Origin of the sequence: Shinella sp. NM-101, from assembly GCF_021401195.1 — a bacterium.
Classification (GTDB): Bacteria; Pseudomonadota; Alphaproteobacteria; order Rhizobiales; family Rhizobiaceae; genus Shinella.
Genome location: NZ_JACBFT010000003.1, coordinates 78,894 through 95,515 on the forward strand (window position 1 = coordinate 78,894; position 16,622 = coordinate 95,515).

Annotated in this window: 13 protein-coding genes; all 13 read left to right on the forward strand. The window is 64.3% G+C overall.

The genetic code is table 11. The annotated features are described in order from the left end of the window. Positions 1-118 precede the first annotated feature (118 nt). The 13 genes from L0976_RS07450 to L0976_RS07510 all read left to right on the forward strand — a co-directional run bounded on the left by L0976_RS07450 (position 119) and on the right by L0976_RS07510 (position 16,596). Positions 119-1,312 (forward strand): ABC transporter substrate-binding protein, encoded by a 1,194-nt coding sequence (locus L0976_RS07450; protein WP_234186762.1) that lies wholly within the window; start codon positions 119-121, stop codon positions 1,310-1,312. A 90-nt stretch (positions 1,313-1,402) separates the two neighbouring features. After that, positions 1,403-3,610, forward strand: a complete 2,208-nt coding sequence (locus L0976_RS07455) for a YbhB/YbcL family Raf kinase inhibitor-like protein (protein ID WP_234186763.1) — start codon at positions 1,403-1,405, stop codon at positions 3,608-3,610. A 29-nt stretch (positions 3,611-3,639) separates the two neighbouring features. Beyond that, positions 3,640-4,044, forward strand: coding sequence for a hypothetical protein (locus L0976_RS07460; protein WP_203317013.1), 405 nt, complete (start codon positions 3,640-3,642; stop codon positions 4,042-4,044). Positions 4,045-4,064: 20 nt separating this feature from the next. Then, the gene (locus L0976_RS07465; protein WP_234186764.1) at positions 4,065-5,006 is read left to right on the forward strand and encodes an alpha/beta fold hydrolase; all 942 of its coding nucleotides are present in this window, start codon (positions 4,065-4,067) and stop codon (positions 5,004-5,006) included. A 69-nt stretch (positions 5,007-5,075) separates the two neighbouring features. Next, a complete protein-coding gene (locus tag L0976_RS07470; RefSeq protein WP_234186765.1) occupies positions 5,076-6,419 on the forward strand; it encodes an ABC transporter permease in 1,344 nt (447 codons plus the stop codon). Beyond that, a complete protein-coding gene (locus L0976_RS07475; RefSeq protein WP_234186766.1) occupies positions 6,416-7,825 on the forward strand; it encodes an ABC transporter permease in 1,410 nt (469 codons plus the stop codon). The genes L0976_RS07470 and L0976_RS07475 overlap by 4 nt, the downstream gene beginning before the upstream one ends. Before the next feature lie 10 nt (positions 7,826-7,835). Further along, positions 7,836-8,525 carry a bacteriorhodopsin-like gene (locus tag L0976_RS07480; protein ID WP_234186767.1) on the forward strand — a complete coding sequence of 230 codons (690 nt, stop codon included), beginning with the start codon at positions 7,836-7,838 and terminating at the stop codon, positions 8,523-8,525. 47 nt (positions 8,526-8,572) lie between these two features. Further along, positions 8,573-10,774 carry a flotillin family protein gene (locus tag L0976_RS07485; protein WP_234186768.1) on the forward strand — a complete coding sequence of 734 codons (2,202 nt, stop codon included), beginning with the start codon at positions 8,573-8,575 and terminating at the stop codon, positions 10,772-10,774. Between the two features lie 81 nt (positions 10,775-10,855). Next, positions 10,856-11,320, forward strand: coding sequence for a hypothetical protein (locus tag L0976_RS07490; RefSeq protein ID WP_234186769.1), 465 nt, complete (start codon positions 10,856-10,858; stop codon positions 11,318-11,320). Further along, the gene (locus tag L0976_RS07495; protein ID WP_234186770.1) at positions 11,317-13,188 is read left to right on the forward strand and encodes a hypothetical protein; all 1,872 of its coding nucleotides are present in this window, start codon (positions 11,317-11,319) and stop codon (positions 13,186-13,188) included. The genes L0976_RS07490 and L0976_RS07495 overlap by 4 nt, the downstream gene beginning before the upstream one ends. A gap of 98 nt (positions 13,189-13,286) precedes the next feature. Further along, positions 13,287-14,465 (forward strand): acyl-CoA dehydrogenase family protein, encoded by a 1,179-nt coding sequence (locus L0976_RS07500; protein WP_234186771.1) that lies wholly within the window; start codon positions 13,287-13,289, stop codon positions 14,463-14,465. Further along, complete coding sequence (locus tag L0976_RS07505) at positions 14,465-15,787, forward strand: MmgE/PrpD family protein (RefSeq protein WP_234186772.1); 1,323 nt, start codon at positions 14,465-14,467, stop codon at positions 15,785-15,787. The genes L0976_RS07500 and L0976_RS07505 overlap by 1 nt, the downstream gene beginning before the upstream one ends. After that, positions 15,784-16,596, forward strand: a complete 813-nt coding sequence (locus tag L0976_RS07510; protein ID WP_234186773.1) for a MaoC family dehydratase N-terminal domain-containing protein — start codon at positions 15,784-15,786, stop codon at positions 16,594-16,596. Before L0976_RS07505 ends, L0976_RS07510 begins: the two co-directional genes overlap by 4 nt. Positions 16,597-16,622 lie beyond the last annotated feature (26 nt).

Genomic DNA, 16,622 nt, shown 5'->3' on the forward strand with positions numbered 1-16,622 from the left:
AGCATATAGCCCATATACGAAAAACCTATTTTCCAGAGCCCGCGCTTTAATCGACACTTTCTGGCAACCCCGGAGGAGGGGGAGTTCCAGGCAGTTTGAATAACTGAGGGAGGAAAACATGGCTTGTTATAACGCAGCGATGCTGCGGACGATGGCGCTTGCCGCGTCGCTGGCGATTGCCGGACATGCATTTGCCGGCGTCGACGAATTGCCGGAGACTATCCAGAAGGAACTCTACAACAAGGACATGCTGGACCCCAACCAGCCGATCGGCGACAGCGCCTATCGCGATTTCGTGGCGAAGAACCCGCCGCCGTGGAAGATCGGCTATGCCTCTTCCTATGCCGGCAACACATGGCGCGCCGGCGTGATGGACCGCCTGCAGAACACCATCATCCCGAAATGGAAGGAGCTGGGGCTCATTTCGGACGTGATCGTCACGCAGTCCAACCTCAACGATTCCACCCAGATCCAGCAGATGCGCCAGCTCGTGGACCAGGGCGTGGACGCAGTCATCGTCTGCTGCTCGAACCCGACGGCTCTGAACCAGACGGTGGAATATGCCCATTCCAAGGGCGTGCCGGTCTTCTCCGCGACCGGGTATCTGACGAGCCCCTATTCGGTCAATTCCTCCGCGAACTTCGTGGTCGGCGGCAACATGCTCGGGGAATGGATGGCGAAGGAGGTGGGCGGCAAGGGCAATGTGCTCGTGGTCGAGGGCATTCCCGGCACGTCCGCGTCCGACAGCCAGAACGTCGGCATCCAGGCGGCCCTGTCCAGGAACCCCGACGTCACCGTTGCGGGCCAGATCGCGGGCATGTGGACCGATCAGGTTGCGCAGGCGGAAATCCAGAAGTGGATGGCCACCAATCCGGGCGATCTGAGCGGCATCATCATCCAGTCGGCATCCGAGCTCGGCGCGCTTCGCGCGCTCCAGCAGTCGGGTCGCGACATGGTGCCGATCACCATCGGTTCGGAGATGGGCGCGCTCTGCTACTGGCGCCACAATCCCGATTATGTCTCCGGCGCCATCCACGCATGGCCGCCCGGCGACGATTTCGAGATGGCGTGGAACATCATGATGCGCACGCTGCAGGGGCAGGGTCCGAAGATACAGTCGATCCTGGCCAAGCCTGTCACCATGAACAAGGAAGAGATGCTTGCCTCCATCCCCGAGGATTGCAGCGAGGACTCCGACGGCTGGTATCATCCCGGCATCGAGAAATGGGCGAGCGCAGCCTATCTGGATCAGTTCTTCCTGCATCCCGCCGATCCCGAGAAATACGATCCGAAATCGCATCCCAAGCAGTGACCGCCGCGTCTGCGAAACGGGCTGCCGCGTGAAAACGGCGCGGCAGCCCTCGGTCCTTCTTTCCTTCCACGCCCCGCACGGGAAAACGCAATGTCCGCCGTTTCGGTCGAGATCAGCGATGTCCGCAAGACCTTCGGGCCGACCGTGGCCCTCGGCGGTGTGTCGCTGCGCGCCTTCGAAGGCGAGGTCCATGCGATCATCGGCGGCAACGGCTCCGGCAAGAGCACGCTGGCAAAGGTGATTTCCGGCGTTCTCATCCCCGATTCCGGTCAGGTCTCGATCCTCGGCAAGGCTGCCACCAGCCCGCACGAGGCGCGGGAACTCGGCATCTCCAACGTCTTCCAGGAGGTTCTCGTCGCCGACGAATGCTCCATGCTGGACAATCTCTATCTCGGCGCGGACGGCCTGCTCGGCGGTTCGCTGAATCACGAGGAAAAGGTGCGCCGTGCATCGGCGCTGATGAGCGAACTCGTCGGCTTCGACGTCAATCTGTCCACGCCGGCCGGAGAGCTGCCGCTCTCGATCAAGCAGTGGATCACCATCGGGCGGGCGCTTTTGACCGAACCGGAGGTGCTCATTCTCGATGAATCCTCGGCCGCGCTCGATTTCGAATCCACCGAGCGGCTGTTCCGGAAGATGCGCGAGATGAAAAAGCGCGGGGCTGCGATCCTGATCGTCACCCATCGCATCGCGGAACTGGTGCGTATCGCGGACCGGGCGACCGTGCTGCGCGACGGCAGGACGGTAGGGACGCTGGAGAAGGACGAGATCACCGAAGAGCGCATTCTCGCCCTCATCGCCGGTCCCGAGCGGGAAAGTGCGCAGGGCAGCCGGGCCTCGGCATCCCGCCTCTCCGACAAGCCGCTGCTGCGCATGCAGGACGTGCGCGTCTGGGCGGATGGCGCCCCCTTCGATTTCACGCTCTACCCCGGCGAAGTCGTCGGGATAACCGGCCTTGACGGCCAGGGCCAGGCAGATTTCGTGCGCGCCGCCGCGGGCGTCCAGTCCCTCGTCTCCGGACGCATCGCGATTATCAGGGATCAGGTCGCCGAAGCGGTGACCGATACCGCCTCTGCCCGCGAAAACGGAATTTCCTATGTTTCGGGCGACCGCAAGAAGGAAGGCATCTTCGCCAATCTCGGCATCTTCGAGAACATGATGCTGCCGGTCTACAAGGCCTATCGGACGGGCGGCTGGCTGAACCTCATAAACCGCACCAAGCTGAAACCCGTCTTCGAGTGGGAAGCCTCCAAGCTGGCCGTGAAGATGGGCGCGCCGGACAACCTCATAACCTCGCTTTCCGGGGGCAACCAGCAGAAGGTGCTGATCGCCCGTGCCTTTGCCGAGAAGCCCTCGGTGCTGGTCCTGAACGATCCGGCGCGCGGCATCGACATCGGCGCCAAGCTCGACCTTTACCGCAATCTCCGCGATTTCGCGGCCCGCGGCCACGCCGTTCTGTTCCTGTCGTCCGAGATCGAGGAATTCCTCAATCTCTGCTCGCGGGTCCATGTTTTCCGCAATGGTGCGATTTCCTCGGATTTCGAGCCGCCCTTCGATAGCCACGTCATCCTCAATGCGATGTTCGGACGCCGCGCGAGCGCCGCCATGCCGGGCGAGGCATTCGCCGAGGAGGAGGCGCATTCCTATCACCATGCCGAGACGGATCTCGAATTCCTGCCCCCCGGCGGCGCCGGCCTTCGCCGTAGCGAGGACGGACGCCCGATGCCGCGGCCCGTCCGCATCCAGCCAGATCCCCGCAAGGAGGACGCCATGAACCAGTCCGGCTTTCTGCTGGTCGCTCCCGATATTCCGCAGGGCAGCGTCGTTCCCGAACGCTTCACCGAGGAAAAGCGCGTCTCGCCGGCCCTTCGCTGGCAGGGCGTTCCTGAGGGCACGTCGAGTTTCGCCCTTGCGGTCACCGATCCCGATCTGCCGGCGGAATTCAACTTCCCGCGGTCCTTCGCTCACTGGCTGGTGGCCGACATTCCCGCGCATGTGCGCGAACTGCCGGAGGGCGCGAGCGGAAGCCTTGCCATGCCGACGGGATCGCTCGAGCTCAATCCGGATTTCGTAACCTTCGGCATTCCGGGTTTCGGGCGAGGCTGGGGAGGGCCGTGGCCTCCGGACCGCGCGCATCGCTACGTTTTCACCCTCTATGCCCTCAAGGTGCCGAAACTGTCCCTGACCCCGGATGCGGATTTCACCGCCTTCGCGACGGCGGTCCTGCCGGTTTCCATCGACCAGGCGTCTTTCACGGCGGTCTACGGGCCGGCCCGCAAACCTCTTTCAACCCATTGACTCATCTGCCGAACTGACAGGAGGATCTCATGAGTAGATACGGCAGCAGAAAAGGCTTCGACCTCGAATGGATCGAACGCTGGGCGCGCTGCGTCAACGAAGACAGGATCCTGCCGGTCATCGGCAGGTTCTTCAACAACCGCTTTGTGCTCGGGGTCGACGAGACCGAATTCCTGATCGAGGTGCGAGGCGGCAAGATCGCCCGTATCTCGGAAGGCCTCGCGCCCAACGACTTCGGCTTCGATTTCGCGCTGCGAGCGCCTTCGAGCGCCTGGGCGAAGTTCTCCCAGCAGATTCCGCCGCCGATGTTCAATGACATCTGGGCGATGGCCCACCCGCTGCACAAGCAGCTCGTCATCGACGGTAACCAGCTTCCCTTCTGGCAGAACATGCGGGCGCTGACGCGCATGCTCTCGCTGATGCGCCAAGTTTGAACATCCGGAGAAGTGTGAAGATGAACCAGCACGATCCCATCGTCGGCCGCTATGTCTACGTGACATGCCAGGGCAAGACGTACCGCACCTATTATGAAGAGACCGGCGAGGGCATCCCGCTCGTCTGCCTGCACACGGCCGGCACCGACGGGCGCCAGTACCGCCACCAGCTCTGCGATCCCGACATCACGTCGAACTATCGCGTGATTGCGTTCGACATGCCGTGGCACGGCAAGTCGATCCCGCCCTCCGATTTCTACCTCATGGAGGACGAGTACAAGCTGACGACCAGCTTCTACGGCGAGTTCATCGTTGCCTTCTGCCGGGCGCTCGACCTGAAGAAGCCGGTGATCATGGGGCAGTCCATGGGTGGAAACATCTGCCTGCACCTGGCGCTGAAATACGAAACCGAATTCTCCGCGCTGATCGCATTGGAGGCATGCGACTATTCGCCGGGCTGGTGGATCGATCCGCTGCACCATCCCCACATCCACGGCGGCGAGGCGGTCGCGACCGCCGTCTTCGGCCTCATGTCGCCGGAAAGCCCGGACGAATACCGCTGGGAGACCTGGTGGTACTACGCCCAGGGCGGGCCCGGCATCTTCAAGGGGGACCTGTTCTTCTACTCGGTCGACAGCGACTTCCGCGACCAGGTGCAAAAGATCTCCGGGCGCCTGCCGATCTATTTCCTCACCGGCGAGTACGACTTCGCCTGCACGCCGGACATGACGGTGCGCACGGCGGAGAAGGTCAAGGGCTCGGAAACCGTCATCTTCTCCGGCGGGCATTTTCCGACGTCGGAAGACCCGGCGAAGTTCAAGGACATCATCACGCCCGTCCTCAAGAAGATCGTCCAGAACGATCCGGAACGCCGCGGTTCCGGGCGCGGGCTCGGCGCCAGCCCAGCCCATGTCGCCCCGTCCTCGGCCCGGCCGACCGGACGCCGGGTCATCGATCTGTGAACACGACGCCGGGCGTCTCGCATGGAGCCGCCCGGCCCCTTCATCCGCGATTGACGAAGCAGCAAGAGCATGTCGGAACGATCCTCATCGGCGAGCACCTATCTCCTGGTCCCGATCCTGCTGATCGCGGTGCTGCTCGGCACGGCTGCGATCCGCAATCCCTCGCTTGTCTCGCTCTCCGGCTTCGGCAGCGCGATCATCGTTGCCGCCCCGCTGATCCTTGCGACCTATTCGCTGATGGCCCTGGCCGTCTCGGGCCGGGGAACGGTCGACCTGGCGGTCGGCCCGCTGCTTGCCTTCATCAACGTATCGGTCGTCAAGCTCACCATGCTCGGCGTCATCAGCGGTCCTTTCGGCACGTTCTTCGTCGCGCTGGGACTTGGCGTGCTTTACCAGCTTCTCTTTGCCCTGATCGTCATCTGGGTCAGGGTCCAGCCGATCATCGTCGCGCTGTCGGGCTTCCTCGCCCTGTCGGGCATCAATCTCGTGATCCTGCAGCGACCGGGCGGCACGGCGCCCGAATTCATGGCAAGCTGGGGCCTCGGGCAGACGATCTTCTCACCGGTGCTGCTGATCCTCGTCATCGCCACCGCCGGCTGGCTGCTCTTCACGCTCTCGCCCTTCTACGCCAACCTGCGCATGGTGGGATATGACGAGCGCGCGGCCTGGACGAGCGGTGTGCGGATCAACATCGTGCGCGTCGGCGCCCATGTCATCGCCGGCCTGTTCGTCGGTCTTGGAGCGCTTTGCTACACCGCACTGATCTCCTCCGGCGATCCGACGCAGGGCACGACCATGACGCTCACGGCGGTGACGGCGCTGGTTCTAGGCGGCGTCAGCCTCTCGGGCGGCAGGGGCGGCGTCATCGGCGCGCTGTTCGGGGCGCTCAATCTCTATCTCATCGGCTTCGTGCTCGCGACCTTCAACTTCGGCGCGATCCAGGCCTTCGTCACGCAGATGAGCTATGGGGTCATTCTCGTCCTGTCGCTCCTGCTGACGCTGCTGGTACCGGTCGTCGGGCGGTACATCTCCTTCATCTCGCCCTGGGGCGCTTTCGTGGTGCTCGGCACGGGCGTGGTCGCGATCATGCTGCAGGTGGCCACATCCGCGACCTACCTGTCCGAAGCCCCGGCACCGCGCGATGCCGCGGGGCTTGCGACCCGCTATCTGCTCGACGCGCCGCCGGCTGGTCCGGATCTCGCTTTGGCGCTGTCGCCGATCCAGATGACGGCCTTCCTCGCGGCCGGCGCCTTCGCCACCTTCGTGGTCGCGGCGCGGATGATGAAGGCAGAGGCCGGATCGCGCCGCATGGGCGTCTTCCTCTACCTGCTCGTCGGGATTCTCATCCTTTCGCTCTTTGCCGCCATCTTCCTGGAAGGTGCGCCCAACATCCTCAATGGAGTGCGTCAATGATCGATGAACGCTACGAAGACCGTGCCAATCCGCGGCACCAGCTCATCCCGATCCCGCGCTCCTTCTTCATGGTCTGGATCAATCTCGCCGTCACGCTGATCGTTGCGGCAATCGGCTTCGGTGTCGGCTTCGCGCAGGACATGAAGGCGCAGGAGGTGATCGTCCTGACGGTCGTTTCCATCGCCGTGCTGCTGTGGGTCCTCAATTACGTCGTCGTCATGTTCGAGGCGCGCCGGTCCGTGGGCGAGGCCGCCCGCCAGCCTGCCGGGGCCGGCACGGTCTGGCGCGACAACCGTGCGCTCATCATCTCCACGGGCCTGTTGCTGATCGTCTATCTGCTGGTCACGGCGTCCGTCCCGGAGTTTCGGTCTGTCACCAACCTCATCGCCTTCCTGGTGCTCGAAGCCATCCTGTTCTTCGCCTTCAAGGTGTCGGGCCGTTTCGGTCACGGGCGCTCGGCCTTCATCGGCCTCATCGTGCTGGCCGCGCTGGTCGTGATCTCGTCCTTCACCATCAAGGGGTTCCTTTCCGCCACCAACGTCAAGGCGATCCTGCTGTTCGCCTCGTTCCTCGGCATCGCCTGCGTCGGCCAGACGCTCGTCGCGCTGATGGGCGGGCTCGACCTGTCCATTCCCTTCGTCATCGGCTCCTCGAATATCGGCCTGCTGTTCCTGGTCGGGCTCGGCGTTCCCTCCTATGTGGCCTTCGGCTTCGTGCTGGTGCTCGGCGGGTTGATCGGCCTCCTGAATGGCCTTCTCAGCTACAGGCTGCAGGGGCAGGCGCTGATCCTGACGCTTGGGACAGGCTTTGCCGTGGCGGGCCTGACCCAGATCCTGACCTCCATCGGCTCGGCCTTCTCCGGCAATGTCTTCGGCCAGGTCCCGAAATGGCTTCAGAATCTGGCCGCCATGAACGGCGTGACCTTCGGCCTGAAGTTCCCGCCGACCATCCTCATCTGGATCGTGCTCGCCGTCGTTGTCATCATCGCGCTGCGCTATTCCGCCTATGGCCGCCATGTCTACGCGCTCGGCGGAAACCGTCGCTCGGCAAAGCTCGTCGGCATTTCGGAACTGAAATACTGGACGCTCGCCTATGTGATTTCGGGCGTCTTCGCCGCGCTCACCGGCTCCTTGCTGCTGGGCTGGTCGGGCGGCGGGTTCATCGGGGTCGGCGATCCCTATCTCTTCACCACGCTGGCGGCCGTCGTGATCGGCGGAACCTCGCTGATGGGCGGCTATGGAGGCTACGGCTTCACCGTCATCGGCGTGCTCGTGCTTCAGGTCCTCAGCTCGTTCCTCATCGGGATCGGCCTGAAATACGAATGGCAGCAATTCATCTTCGGCCTCCTGATCCTGCCGATGGTCGCGCTTTACGGCCGGTCGCCGCACATCAGGTCGCAAGTCTAAGGGGACGGACATGTTCGGAGCACTCTTCACATCGCAGGATGTCGTCAGCTCGGCCTATGCAGGCGTGCTCGTCGCGACATTCTCCACGGCCATCCTGTGCTTCCTGGGGCTTTCCTGGGTCAACGAAAAGTGGCGCGCGCCCGTCGCCATGGTCGGTGTCGCGGCCCTTGCCTCCTCGCTGCATTACGTCGGTGCCGCCTCGCTCTGGCTTACGCTACAGAAGGCATCGGGCGGCGTCCGCTTCTCGGGCTGGTTCACGGTCCATCCGCTGCAGGTCGCGGCGGTCTATTTCTATGTGACGACCCTCGGCAAGGTGCCGGTCGGCGTCTTCTGGCGCATGTCGGCCGCCGCCCTGCTGATGGTCTTTTCGCGCTATCTGGGCGATGCCGGCTTCTTCAACCCCACCTTCGGCGTGCTGCTCTCCATCGGCTTCTGGCTCTACATCCTGGGCGAGATGTATTTCGGCGCGATGACCGGCCTCGTGCGCAAGGCAAGCCGCCCCGTACGCTTCGGCTATTTCTGGATACGCCTGATCTTCACCATCGGCTGGGCCATCTATCCCATCCTGCATTTCGTCGACGTGGTCATCGGGACCGGGCAGGCCTCCGGCGTGATCGCGCTCTACACCCTCTTCGACCTCGTCAATCTCATCACTCCGTCGCTCATCGTCCTGGCCGTCGCCGGCCAGGAGCGCTACTGAGCCGCCCGCACTTCCAAAGGCCGCAAGCCTGACGAAAGGATATGACCATGAACGGCGCTGACGCAATCGCCATCATCATACTCATCACGATCCTGATCGCCGTCGGGGTCTACCTGCTGCACTGGCTCTACCGGCATTCCTCGAAGGACCAGAGCTTCGTTCGCACCGGTTCTGGCGGCGAAAAGGTGGTCATGGGCGGCGGCGCCCTGGTCATCCCGATCATCCACGACATCACGGTCGTGAACATGAACGCGATACCCGTGGAAATCCGGCGGCAGGGCGAGCAGTCGCTGATCACCCGCAACAAGATGCGGGTCGACATCGCGGCGGAATTCTTTGTCCGCGTCGTCGCGACGAAGGACGGCGTCTCGACGGCGGCGCGCACGCTCGGCGTCCGCACGCAGGACCCGCTGGCGGTCAAGGAGATCATCCAGGGACGGTTTGTCGACGCCATGGCGGCGGTCGCCGCCTCGATGACCATGGATGAAATCCACGTCGATCGCGCCGGCTTCATGGAACGGGTTGCCGATATCGCAGGCAAGACCCTCGGGACCAACGGGCTCGAGCTCGAAAATGCCTCTCTCACTTCCCTCAACCAGACGGATATTTCCGTTTTCAATCCGGCGAACGCCTTCGACGCCGAAGGCCTCACGCAGATCACCGAGCAGGTGGAGAGCCATCGAAAGCTGCGCAACCGGATCGAGAACGAGGTTCGGATCGATATCAAGATGAAGGATTACGAGGCCGAGCAGCGCGCGCTGGAGATCGATCGCGATCTTGAATATGCCCGCATCGAGCAGGCGCGCGCCATCGAGGTGCGCAAGGTCGCGCAGCAGGCCGAGATCGAGGCGGAACGCTCTACCTCCACCATTTCGATCACCCAGGCGCGCGTGCGCGCCGAGGAAGAAGCCGAGCGCATCCGCATTGCCAAGGATCAGGCGGTCGAGGCCGAGCGCATCCGTGCCCAGAACGAGGTGCGTGCGCTGGAAATCGAACGGCAGAGGGAAACCGAGCTGACCGAGATCGCCTCTCGCACGCGGCTCGAAACGGAGCGCATTCTCACGCGCCAGCAGGTTGACGCCGAGCGCATCGAACGCGAGCGCCTCGTCAAGGAAGCCGAGATCAAGGCGCGTCTCGATATTGAGGTATTCGACAGCCGCTCCGGTGCGCAGATCGAGCAGGCCCGCCTCGACAGGCAGCGTGAGGTCGAAGCCAGGCGCATCGAGACCGAGCGCGAGATCGAATTGCTGTCCGTCGACAAGGAAAAGACCGTCAAGGTCGTCAACGAGCAGGCCACTGCCGAGCAGGAGAAAGCGGCCATCGTCAAGCGTCATCAGGTCGAACTCGAACGCCTGAAGAAGGACGAGGACGTCGCCCAGCAGGAGATCCTGAAGCATCAGAAGATCAAGCTTGCGGAAACGCAGAGCCACCGCAAGGTGGAGGATGCGCAGATCGTCGCCAACCGCGAGATCGAGGAACTGCGCGTCGCCGCCGGCAAGTATATCGATCGCTACATCATCGAGCAGGACATGGAGATCGAGCTTGCCGACAAGCGCCGCTTGATCGCCGTCGTCAACAAGGCCATCGAGGAAGCGGTCGCCCGCACCAACGAGGCCGAGGCCCGCAAGCAGCTCACCCTGGTCGAGGAGCAGGTGGAGACGACCCGTGCCGAGGAACTTGCCGCCCGCAACAAGAAGATCGAGATCATCTCGGCGGAGGCTGCCGCAGAGCGCGAGGCGTTGCGCATGGTCAGGCGCGCGGAGGCCGAGAAGCTGTCCGCCGAACAACGTGCCGAGGCGGACATTGCCGAAGCGCGGGCCGCCGGCATCCGCTACGAGACCGATGCCGAGGGCAACCGCAAGCTCAACGACGCGGAAAACATGCGCAACGACGAGAGCCGCCGCAGCGCGATTTACGAGCAGCTCGTCAAGTCGCTGCCGCAGATCATCCGCGAAAGCGTCAAGCCGATGGAAAACATCGAATCGATCAAGATCCTCCAGGTCGACGGCCTGCCCGGTCTCAACAGCCCCTCGGAAACGGGCGGCGCGGGCGGTGCTTCGCCTTCCGGCGGCAACATTCCCGACCAGGTCGTGAACTCGGCGATGAAGTATCGCACGCAGGTCGCGTTCGTCGACGGTCTCATGGAGGAGATCGGCCTGCCGTTGAAGAACCTCGGTTCGGCCGGCGGCATGTCCTTCCGCAATTTCCCGCCGACGCCCGGCGCGAAGACCGGCAAGGACGATGACTGAGGCACCCTGAAGACCGCTCCTGCCCGGCGGGCAGGAGCGGGCAATTCATGTCATTGACGCAGCATTGTCTGGGAGGCTTCGATGTCAGGCAGGGATGAGACGGATCGGCTCGACCGTCACGGACTGGTGCTCGCCTGCTGGCTTTCAACGGGGTCGGTCGCGCTCGGGCTGTTTCATTTCGGCTTTGGCGCAGGCGGCCCCTGGTGGATCGCCGGCGGCTTTGTCCTGCTGATCGCGGGGTTTGCGCTCCATGTCTTGGTCAACGCCGTCACCCGAAGCTGGTTCAATGCCGGTGAGGTCGCATTGGGTCTGGTGCTTTATCTTTCCGGATTGCTCGCCTTCGTGCTGGCGACATTGCTGGTGGACGGATTTGCGGAGCGCCATTTCCTCCCCGTTGCGGGCGGAATGGCTTTTCTCGCCGCGGCCGCGATCTTCGCCATGGTAACGCGCTTTGGGCCCCGAGCCGCTTTCGAGCAGTTCGATATCATCCGTGACAACAATCCGCGCCGGGCGTCGAGCCTGGCGCATCGCGGAGGCCGCCGATGACCGCACTGCTCGCCAGCCTGATCGCCTTCAGCGGTGTCTTGGGTATCTATCTTGCGACGCGTTTCGCACGGGCCGGCCTGCCGCATGCCGTCTTTTTCGACGGTGGCCGGCCGATCCCCTCCTGGGCGCTCATGTTCGCGCTCGGCGGCTTGATGCTCACCGGCACCGGATTTTCCGAGCAGCTTGACCTGGCCGGGCGGTACGGCCTTCAGGCATCCCACGCCGGGATCGGCCTCGTTGTCGCGGCGCTTGTCGGCATTCTGCTCGGCAAGCGGCTGTGGCTGGCGGCGAGGATCGCGGGATTTTCCAGTCCCGGCGACGCGCTTGGCACCTATTACGGCAGCGTCACGATGCGGCTCGTCATGCTCGGCATGGTCATGCTTTTCGGTCTGCCCTTTGCAGCCGACCTCCTGTCGGATGCCGGGCGCATCGTCGCCGGCGTCAGTGACGGCGGCATATCGCGTGCTGTCGCCGTCTGGGCGCTCGCCTTCTTCCTGTTCCTGCCCGCCGTGATCGGTGGATGGCGACCCGTCGCCTTCCTCATCGCCATCGAAAGCGCGGTTTTCGCCGTGATCCTGCTGGCCGTGACGCTTTTCGGCGAGACGGTCTCGGGCAGCCCGGGATTTCTCGCAAAGGGCATCGCAACGGCGCCGGGTATCCTGCATGACGCGCTTCCCGGCGTCGTCCAGTACTCGGCCGGCATAGGCAAGGACGTCGTGCCCGGCGGCTTTTTCACCGCGCTCGGCGTGTTGTCGCGCAGCCTGTCCCTTGCCGGCGTGGTCACCAGTCCCGTTGTCCTGTACCTCGTGATGACCGCAAGGGCGGGCAAGGGCCTTTCGTTCGGAATGACCTGGCTTTCGGCGGGGCTGGCCGCCGGAATCCTCGTCCTGGCGCTGCCGTTTCTCGCTGCGCGCACGCTTTCCGATCCCGTTGCCCATGCCCATCAGCTTGCCGCGCTCGACACGGCCTTTGCCGCGGGCTTCGTCTTCGCTCTCGTCCTGTCGGCGCAAATCGCCGTGCTCGCCTTCACCGGCGGCGGTGCCCTCCTCTTTACCCGGGAACTCGTGCTGCCTTACATGCTGCCGGGAATGACGGAGGCCGGCAACCGGTTCGCGGGGCGCATTGCCATTGCGATCGCCTTTCTGGCGGTGGCCTTCCTTGCAGCCTTCGCGCCCCTTCCGTCGGCCATTCTGGCATCGTTGGCCCTGCCGCTCTCCATCCAGCTCTTTCCGGCCCTTCTGGGTCTTGCCTTCGTGCGCTGGATCAGCCGCAGCGCCGTCATCATAGGCCTGATCCTGGGCGGCCTCTTCGTGTTTTTCACCGAACCGCCCGGTCTCGTATTGTTCGAGGGGCTTTTCCTCGATCTTCCGTGGGGGCGCTGGCCGCTCACCATCCATTCGGCGCTCTGGGGCCTCGTGCTCAACCTGTCGGCGGTGTTGCTCGTCTCCATCTTCACCCGCAAGGGCGAGGAAAGGACGCGGCGCGACCGGCTGCATGACGAATTTGCGGCGCGCTGGCCGACGGACTTCGGCGGCAAGGCCGGGCGCGGCGCAAAATGGTCGTTGACGCTGATATGGGCCTTCCTCGCCATCGGGCCGGGCGCGATCCTCGGGAATACCTTCTTCAGCCAGCCGATCTTCACCGATGGAGACGCGGCGCTCGGTCTGCCTTCGCTGTGGGTGTGGCAGATACTGTTCTGGCTGCTCGGCGCCTTCCTGGTCTGGTGGCTGGCCGAGCCTGCAGGCCTTGGAAGGACCAGCGAGGACGGCCTGCGCGCGATCCGGCCCGAGCACCCTGACGCGGGGCAGGACCGCAACGAGGTCCCGGCCTGGATCGCCTCTTCGATCGCCCGCGTGGTGGAGCGATGAACCGGCCATAGCGCAAGGCGCTAGCGGCGATCCGACTTTGCTATTTCCCCCGTGGATGTTTTTCCGGGACCATGTGAGAAAACAAGAGGAAGGACCCCATGACGAGTTTCGATCCGATCGCTGACTATGCGGCGATCCGTGAAGGCGTGGCCAAAGTCTGCGCGGATTATCCGGGTGCATACTGGCGCGATCTCGACGCCCGGCGTGCCTATCCCAGGGAATTCGTGAACGCGCTCATCCACGAGGGGTATCTCGCGGCGATGATTCCGGAGGAATATGGCGGCTCGGGCCTCAATCTGACGGCATCGGCCGTCATTCTCGAGGAAATTCACCGCAACGGCTGCAATGCCGCCGCCTGCCACGCGCAGATGTATACGATGGGCACCGTGCTGAGGCACGGAAACGAGGAGCAGAAGCGCAGGTGGCTTCCCGCCATCGCCGATGGCTCGGTCCGGCTCCAGGCATTCGGCGTCACCGAACCCACGAGCGGCACCGACACGCTCGCCCTGAAGACCACGGCACGGCGGGAGGGCGATGAATACGTCATCAACGGCCAGAAGATCTGGACCTCCCGGGCGGAGCATTCGGACCTGATGGTGCTGCTCGCCCGCACCACGCCGCGCGACCAGGCAAAATCCAGGACGGACGGCCTTTCCGTCTTCCTTGTCGACCTGCGCGAGCATGTCGGCAAGGGGATCACGATCCGGCCGATCCGGGCGATGATCAATCATGCGACCACGGAAGTGTTTTTCGACAATGTGCGAATTCCGGCGTCCTCGCTGATCGGCGAAGAGGACAAGGGGTTCCGCTACATCCTGTCCGGCATGAATTCCGAGCGCATCCTCATCGCCGCCGAATGCATCGGCGATGCGAAATGGTTCATCGCGAAAGGAGCGGCCTATGCAAAGGAGCGCGTCATCTTCGGCGCGCCGATCGGCAAGAACCAGGGCGTTCAGTTTCCCCTGGCCGAGGCGCATGCCCACATGATGGCGGCGGAGGCGATCGTCTACCGGGCGGCGGCCATGTACGACAGCGGCCTCAATCCGGGCGTGGAGGCCAATACGGCCAAGATGCTTGCGGCGGATGCGAGCTGGGAAGCGGCGGAGGCCTGCCTTCAGACGCATGGCGGTTTCGGCTTCGCCGAGGAATACGACGTGGAGCGCAAGTTCCGCGAGGCGCGCCTCTACCAGGTGGCACCCATCTCCACCAACCTGATCCTGTGCTACATCGCCGAGCAGGTGCTCGGCCTGCCGAAATCCTACGGCGAGGCGCGCTGATGTCGGACATGGAGGCCCTGCTCGATCTCGCGCTCATGCCGGCAAGGGCCATCCCGGAAAGCGCCCGCCGGATGGCCCGTTTCTCGCTGTTCGACTGGATCGTCTGCGGAAGGGCCGGCAGGAGCGAGCCCCTTTCCGGGGCGCTTTGCGCGCTTGCCGCGGCGGAGAGCGGGGCGCAGGAGGCGGCGATCTTCGGCGGCGGACGGTATCCCGCCCGGCTCGCCGCCCTGGTAAACGGCGCCGTCAGCCATGCGCTCGATTATGACGATACCCATTTCGCCCATGTGGGACATCCCTCCGTCGGCATCTATCCGGCCGCGCTCGCTGCCGGCGAACTGAGCAATGCATCGGCCGCCGCCGTTGCGGACGCCTTCCTGATCGGTGCCGAGGCTTCGGTGCGGATCGGCCTCACGCTCGGACCGGCGCATTACAACAGGGGTTTTCACCAGACGGCCACCGCCGGCGCCTTCGGGGCGACCATTGCCGCAGGGCGCCTGCTCGGGCTCGACCGCGAGGCGATGCGTGTTGCACTGGGGCTGGCGGCGACCCGTGCCTCGGGCCTCAAATCCCAGTTCGGAACGATGGGCAAACCGTATAATGCCGGCATCGCGGCCTCCAACGGTGTGGAATGCGCCCGCCTTGCGGCGCTTGGCTTCACCTCCGCCGATGACGGGATTTACGGGCCGCAGGGCTTCCTGCCCACCCATACCGACAAGGAGGGCGCCGGCGCCTGGGGCGCTCCGCCGCCGGAAACGTTTCTTTTCGAGGACGTCAAATACAAGCTGCACGCCTGCTGTCACGGGACGCATGCGATGATCGAGGCGCTCGCAGGCGCGGCAGATAGCGTCGGCCATCCGGTTCGTGCGGCGGACGTCAGGTCGCTTCACCTGAGGACAAGCCCGCGCTGGCTGAAAGTATGCGACATCAAGCAGCCCCGCACCGGCCTGGAAGTGAAGTTCAGCTATAACTGGCTCGCGGGCATGGTATTCGAGGGAATATCCACGGCCAACGACCGGGCCTATGCCGACGCGCTCGCAGGTGACGGGCGCCTTGCCGCCTTTGCCCGCAAGGTCACCGTCAGCGGGGACGATGCCATCGGCGACATGCAGGCCGATTGCCGGCTGGAACTTGAGGACGGAACGGTCCTGCATCTCGTCCACGACCTCTCCCTGCGCCTGCCCGATCAGCGGATAGAACTGGCGCTCCGGGAAAAGGCGAGGGGCCTGATCGGCACAGAAGGCGATGGAATCTGGGCGGCGGTCGCGGGCCTCGACGGTATCTCCGCGCGCGTCCTGGCGACCTGCCTGGGAGGCAAGGCATGAGCGGATCGGCGTGGATCGGGCGCAAGAGCCGCCGGGAAGAGAGGATCACGCCGCGCCAGCTCGCCGAATTCCGCGTGACCTTCGGGGCGCTTCTCGATGAGCGCCCGGTTCCACCCGGCTTCCACTGGTGCCTCGTCCCGGATCTCGCACCCGCCGGCGACCTCGGACGCGACGGCCACCCCAGGCCGGGAATTTTCGTACCGGAGCTTCCCCTGCCGCGCCGCATGTGGGCCGGCGGGGAAATCGCCTTCGCCCGGGAGATCCCTCCCGACGCGCTGATGGAGCGGGTGAGCACGGTGCGTGACGTCGTTTCCAAATCCGGATCGACCGGCCCGCTTGCATTCGTGACCATCGACCATGAATGGCTGGCGGACGGGGTCCCGGTTCTCCGGGAACGGCAGGACCTCGTTTACCGGGAGGATCCGAAGCCGGGGGAGAAGCCGAAACCGCAGCAGGCGGAGCCTTGGGACGTGGAAAGCGCGATGGCTTTCGCGCCCGATGCGACGATGCTGTTCCGTTACTCCGCTCTTACCTTCAACGGCCACCGCATCCACTACGACCATCCCTACGCAACCGGCGTCGAAGGGTATGACGGTCTCGTCGTGCACGGTCCGATGCAGGCGATGGTGATGATGAACATGGCAAGCCGGCTCTTGGGGCGGCTTCCCTCGAATTTTCGCTATCGGGGCGTATCGCCGCTGATCTGTGGTGTGGAAGCCGTCATCGAGGCCCGCCCTGCCGCCGGCGGATACGAACTGCGCACCTGCACCGTCGACGGCGGGCTGACCATGATCGCCTCAGCGAGATGAACGGGCGCGCCCGGCCCCGCGCCTTC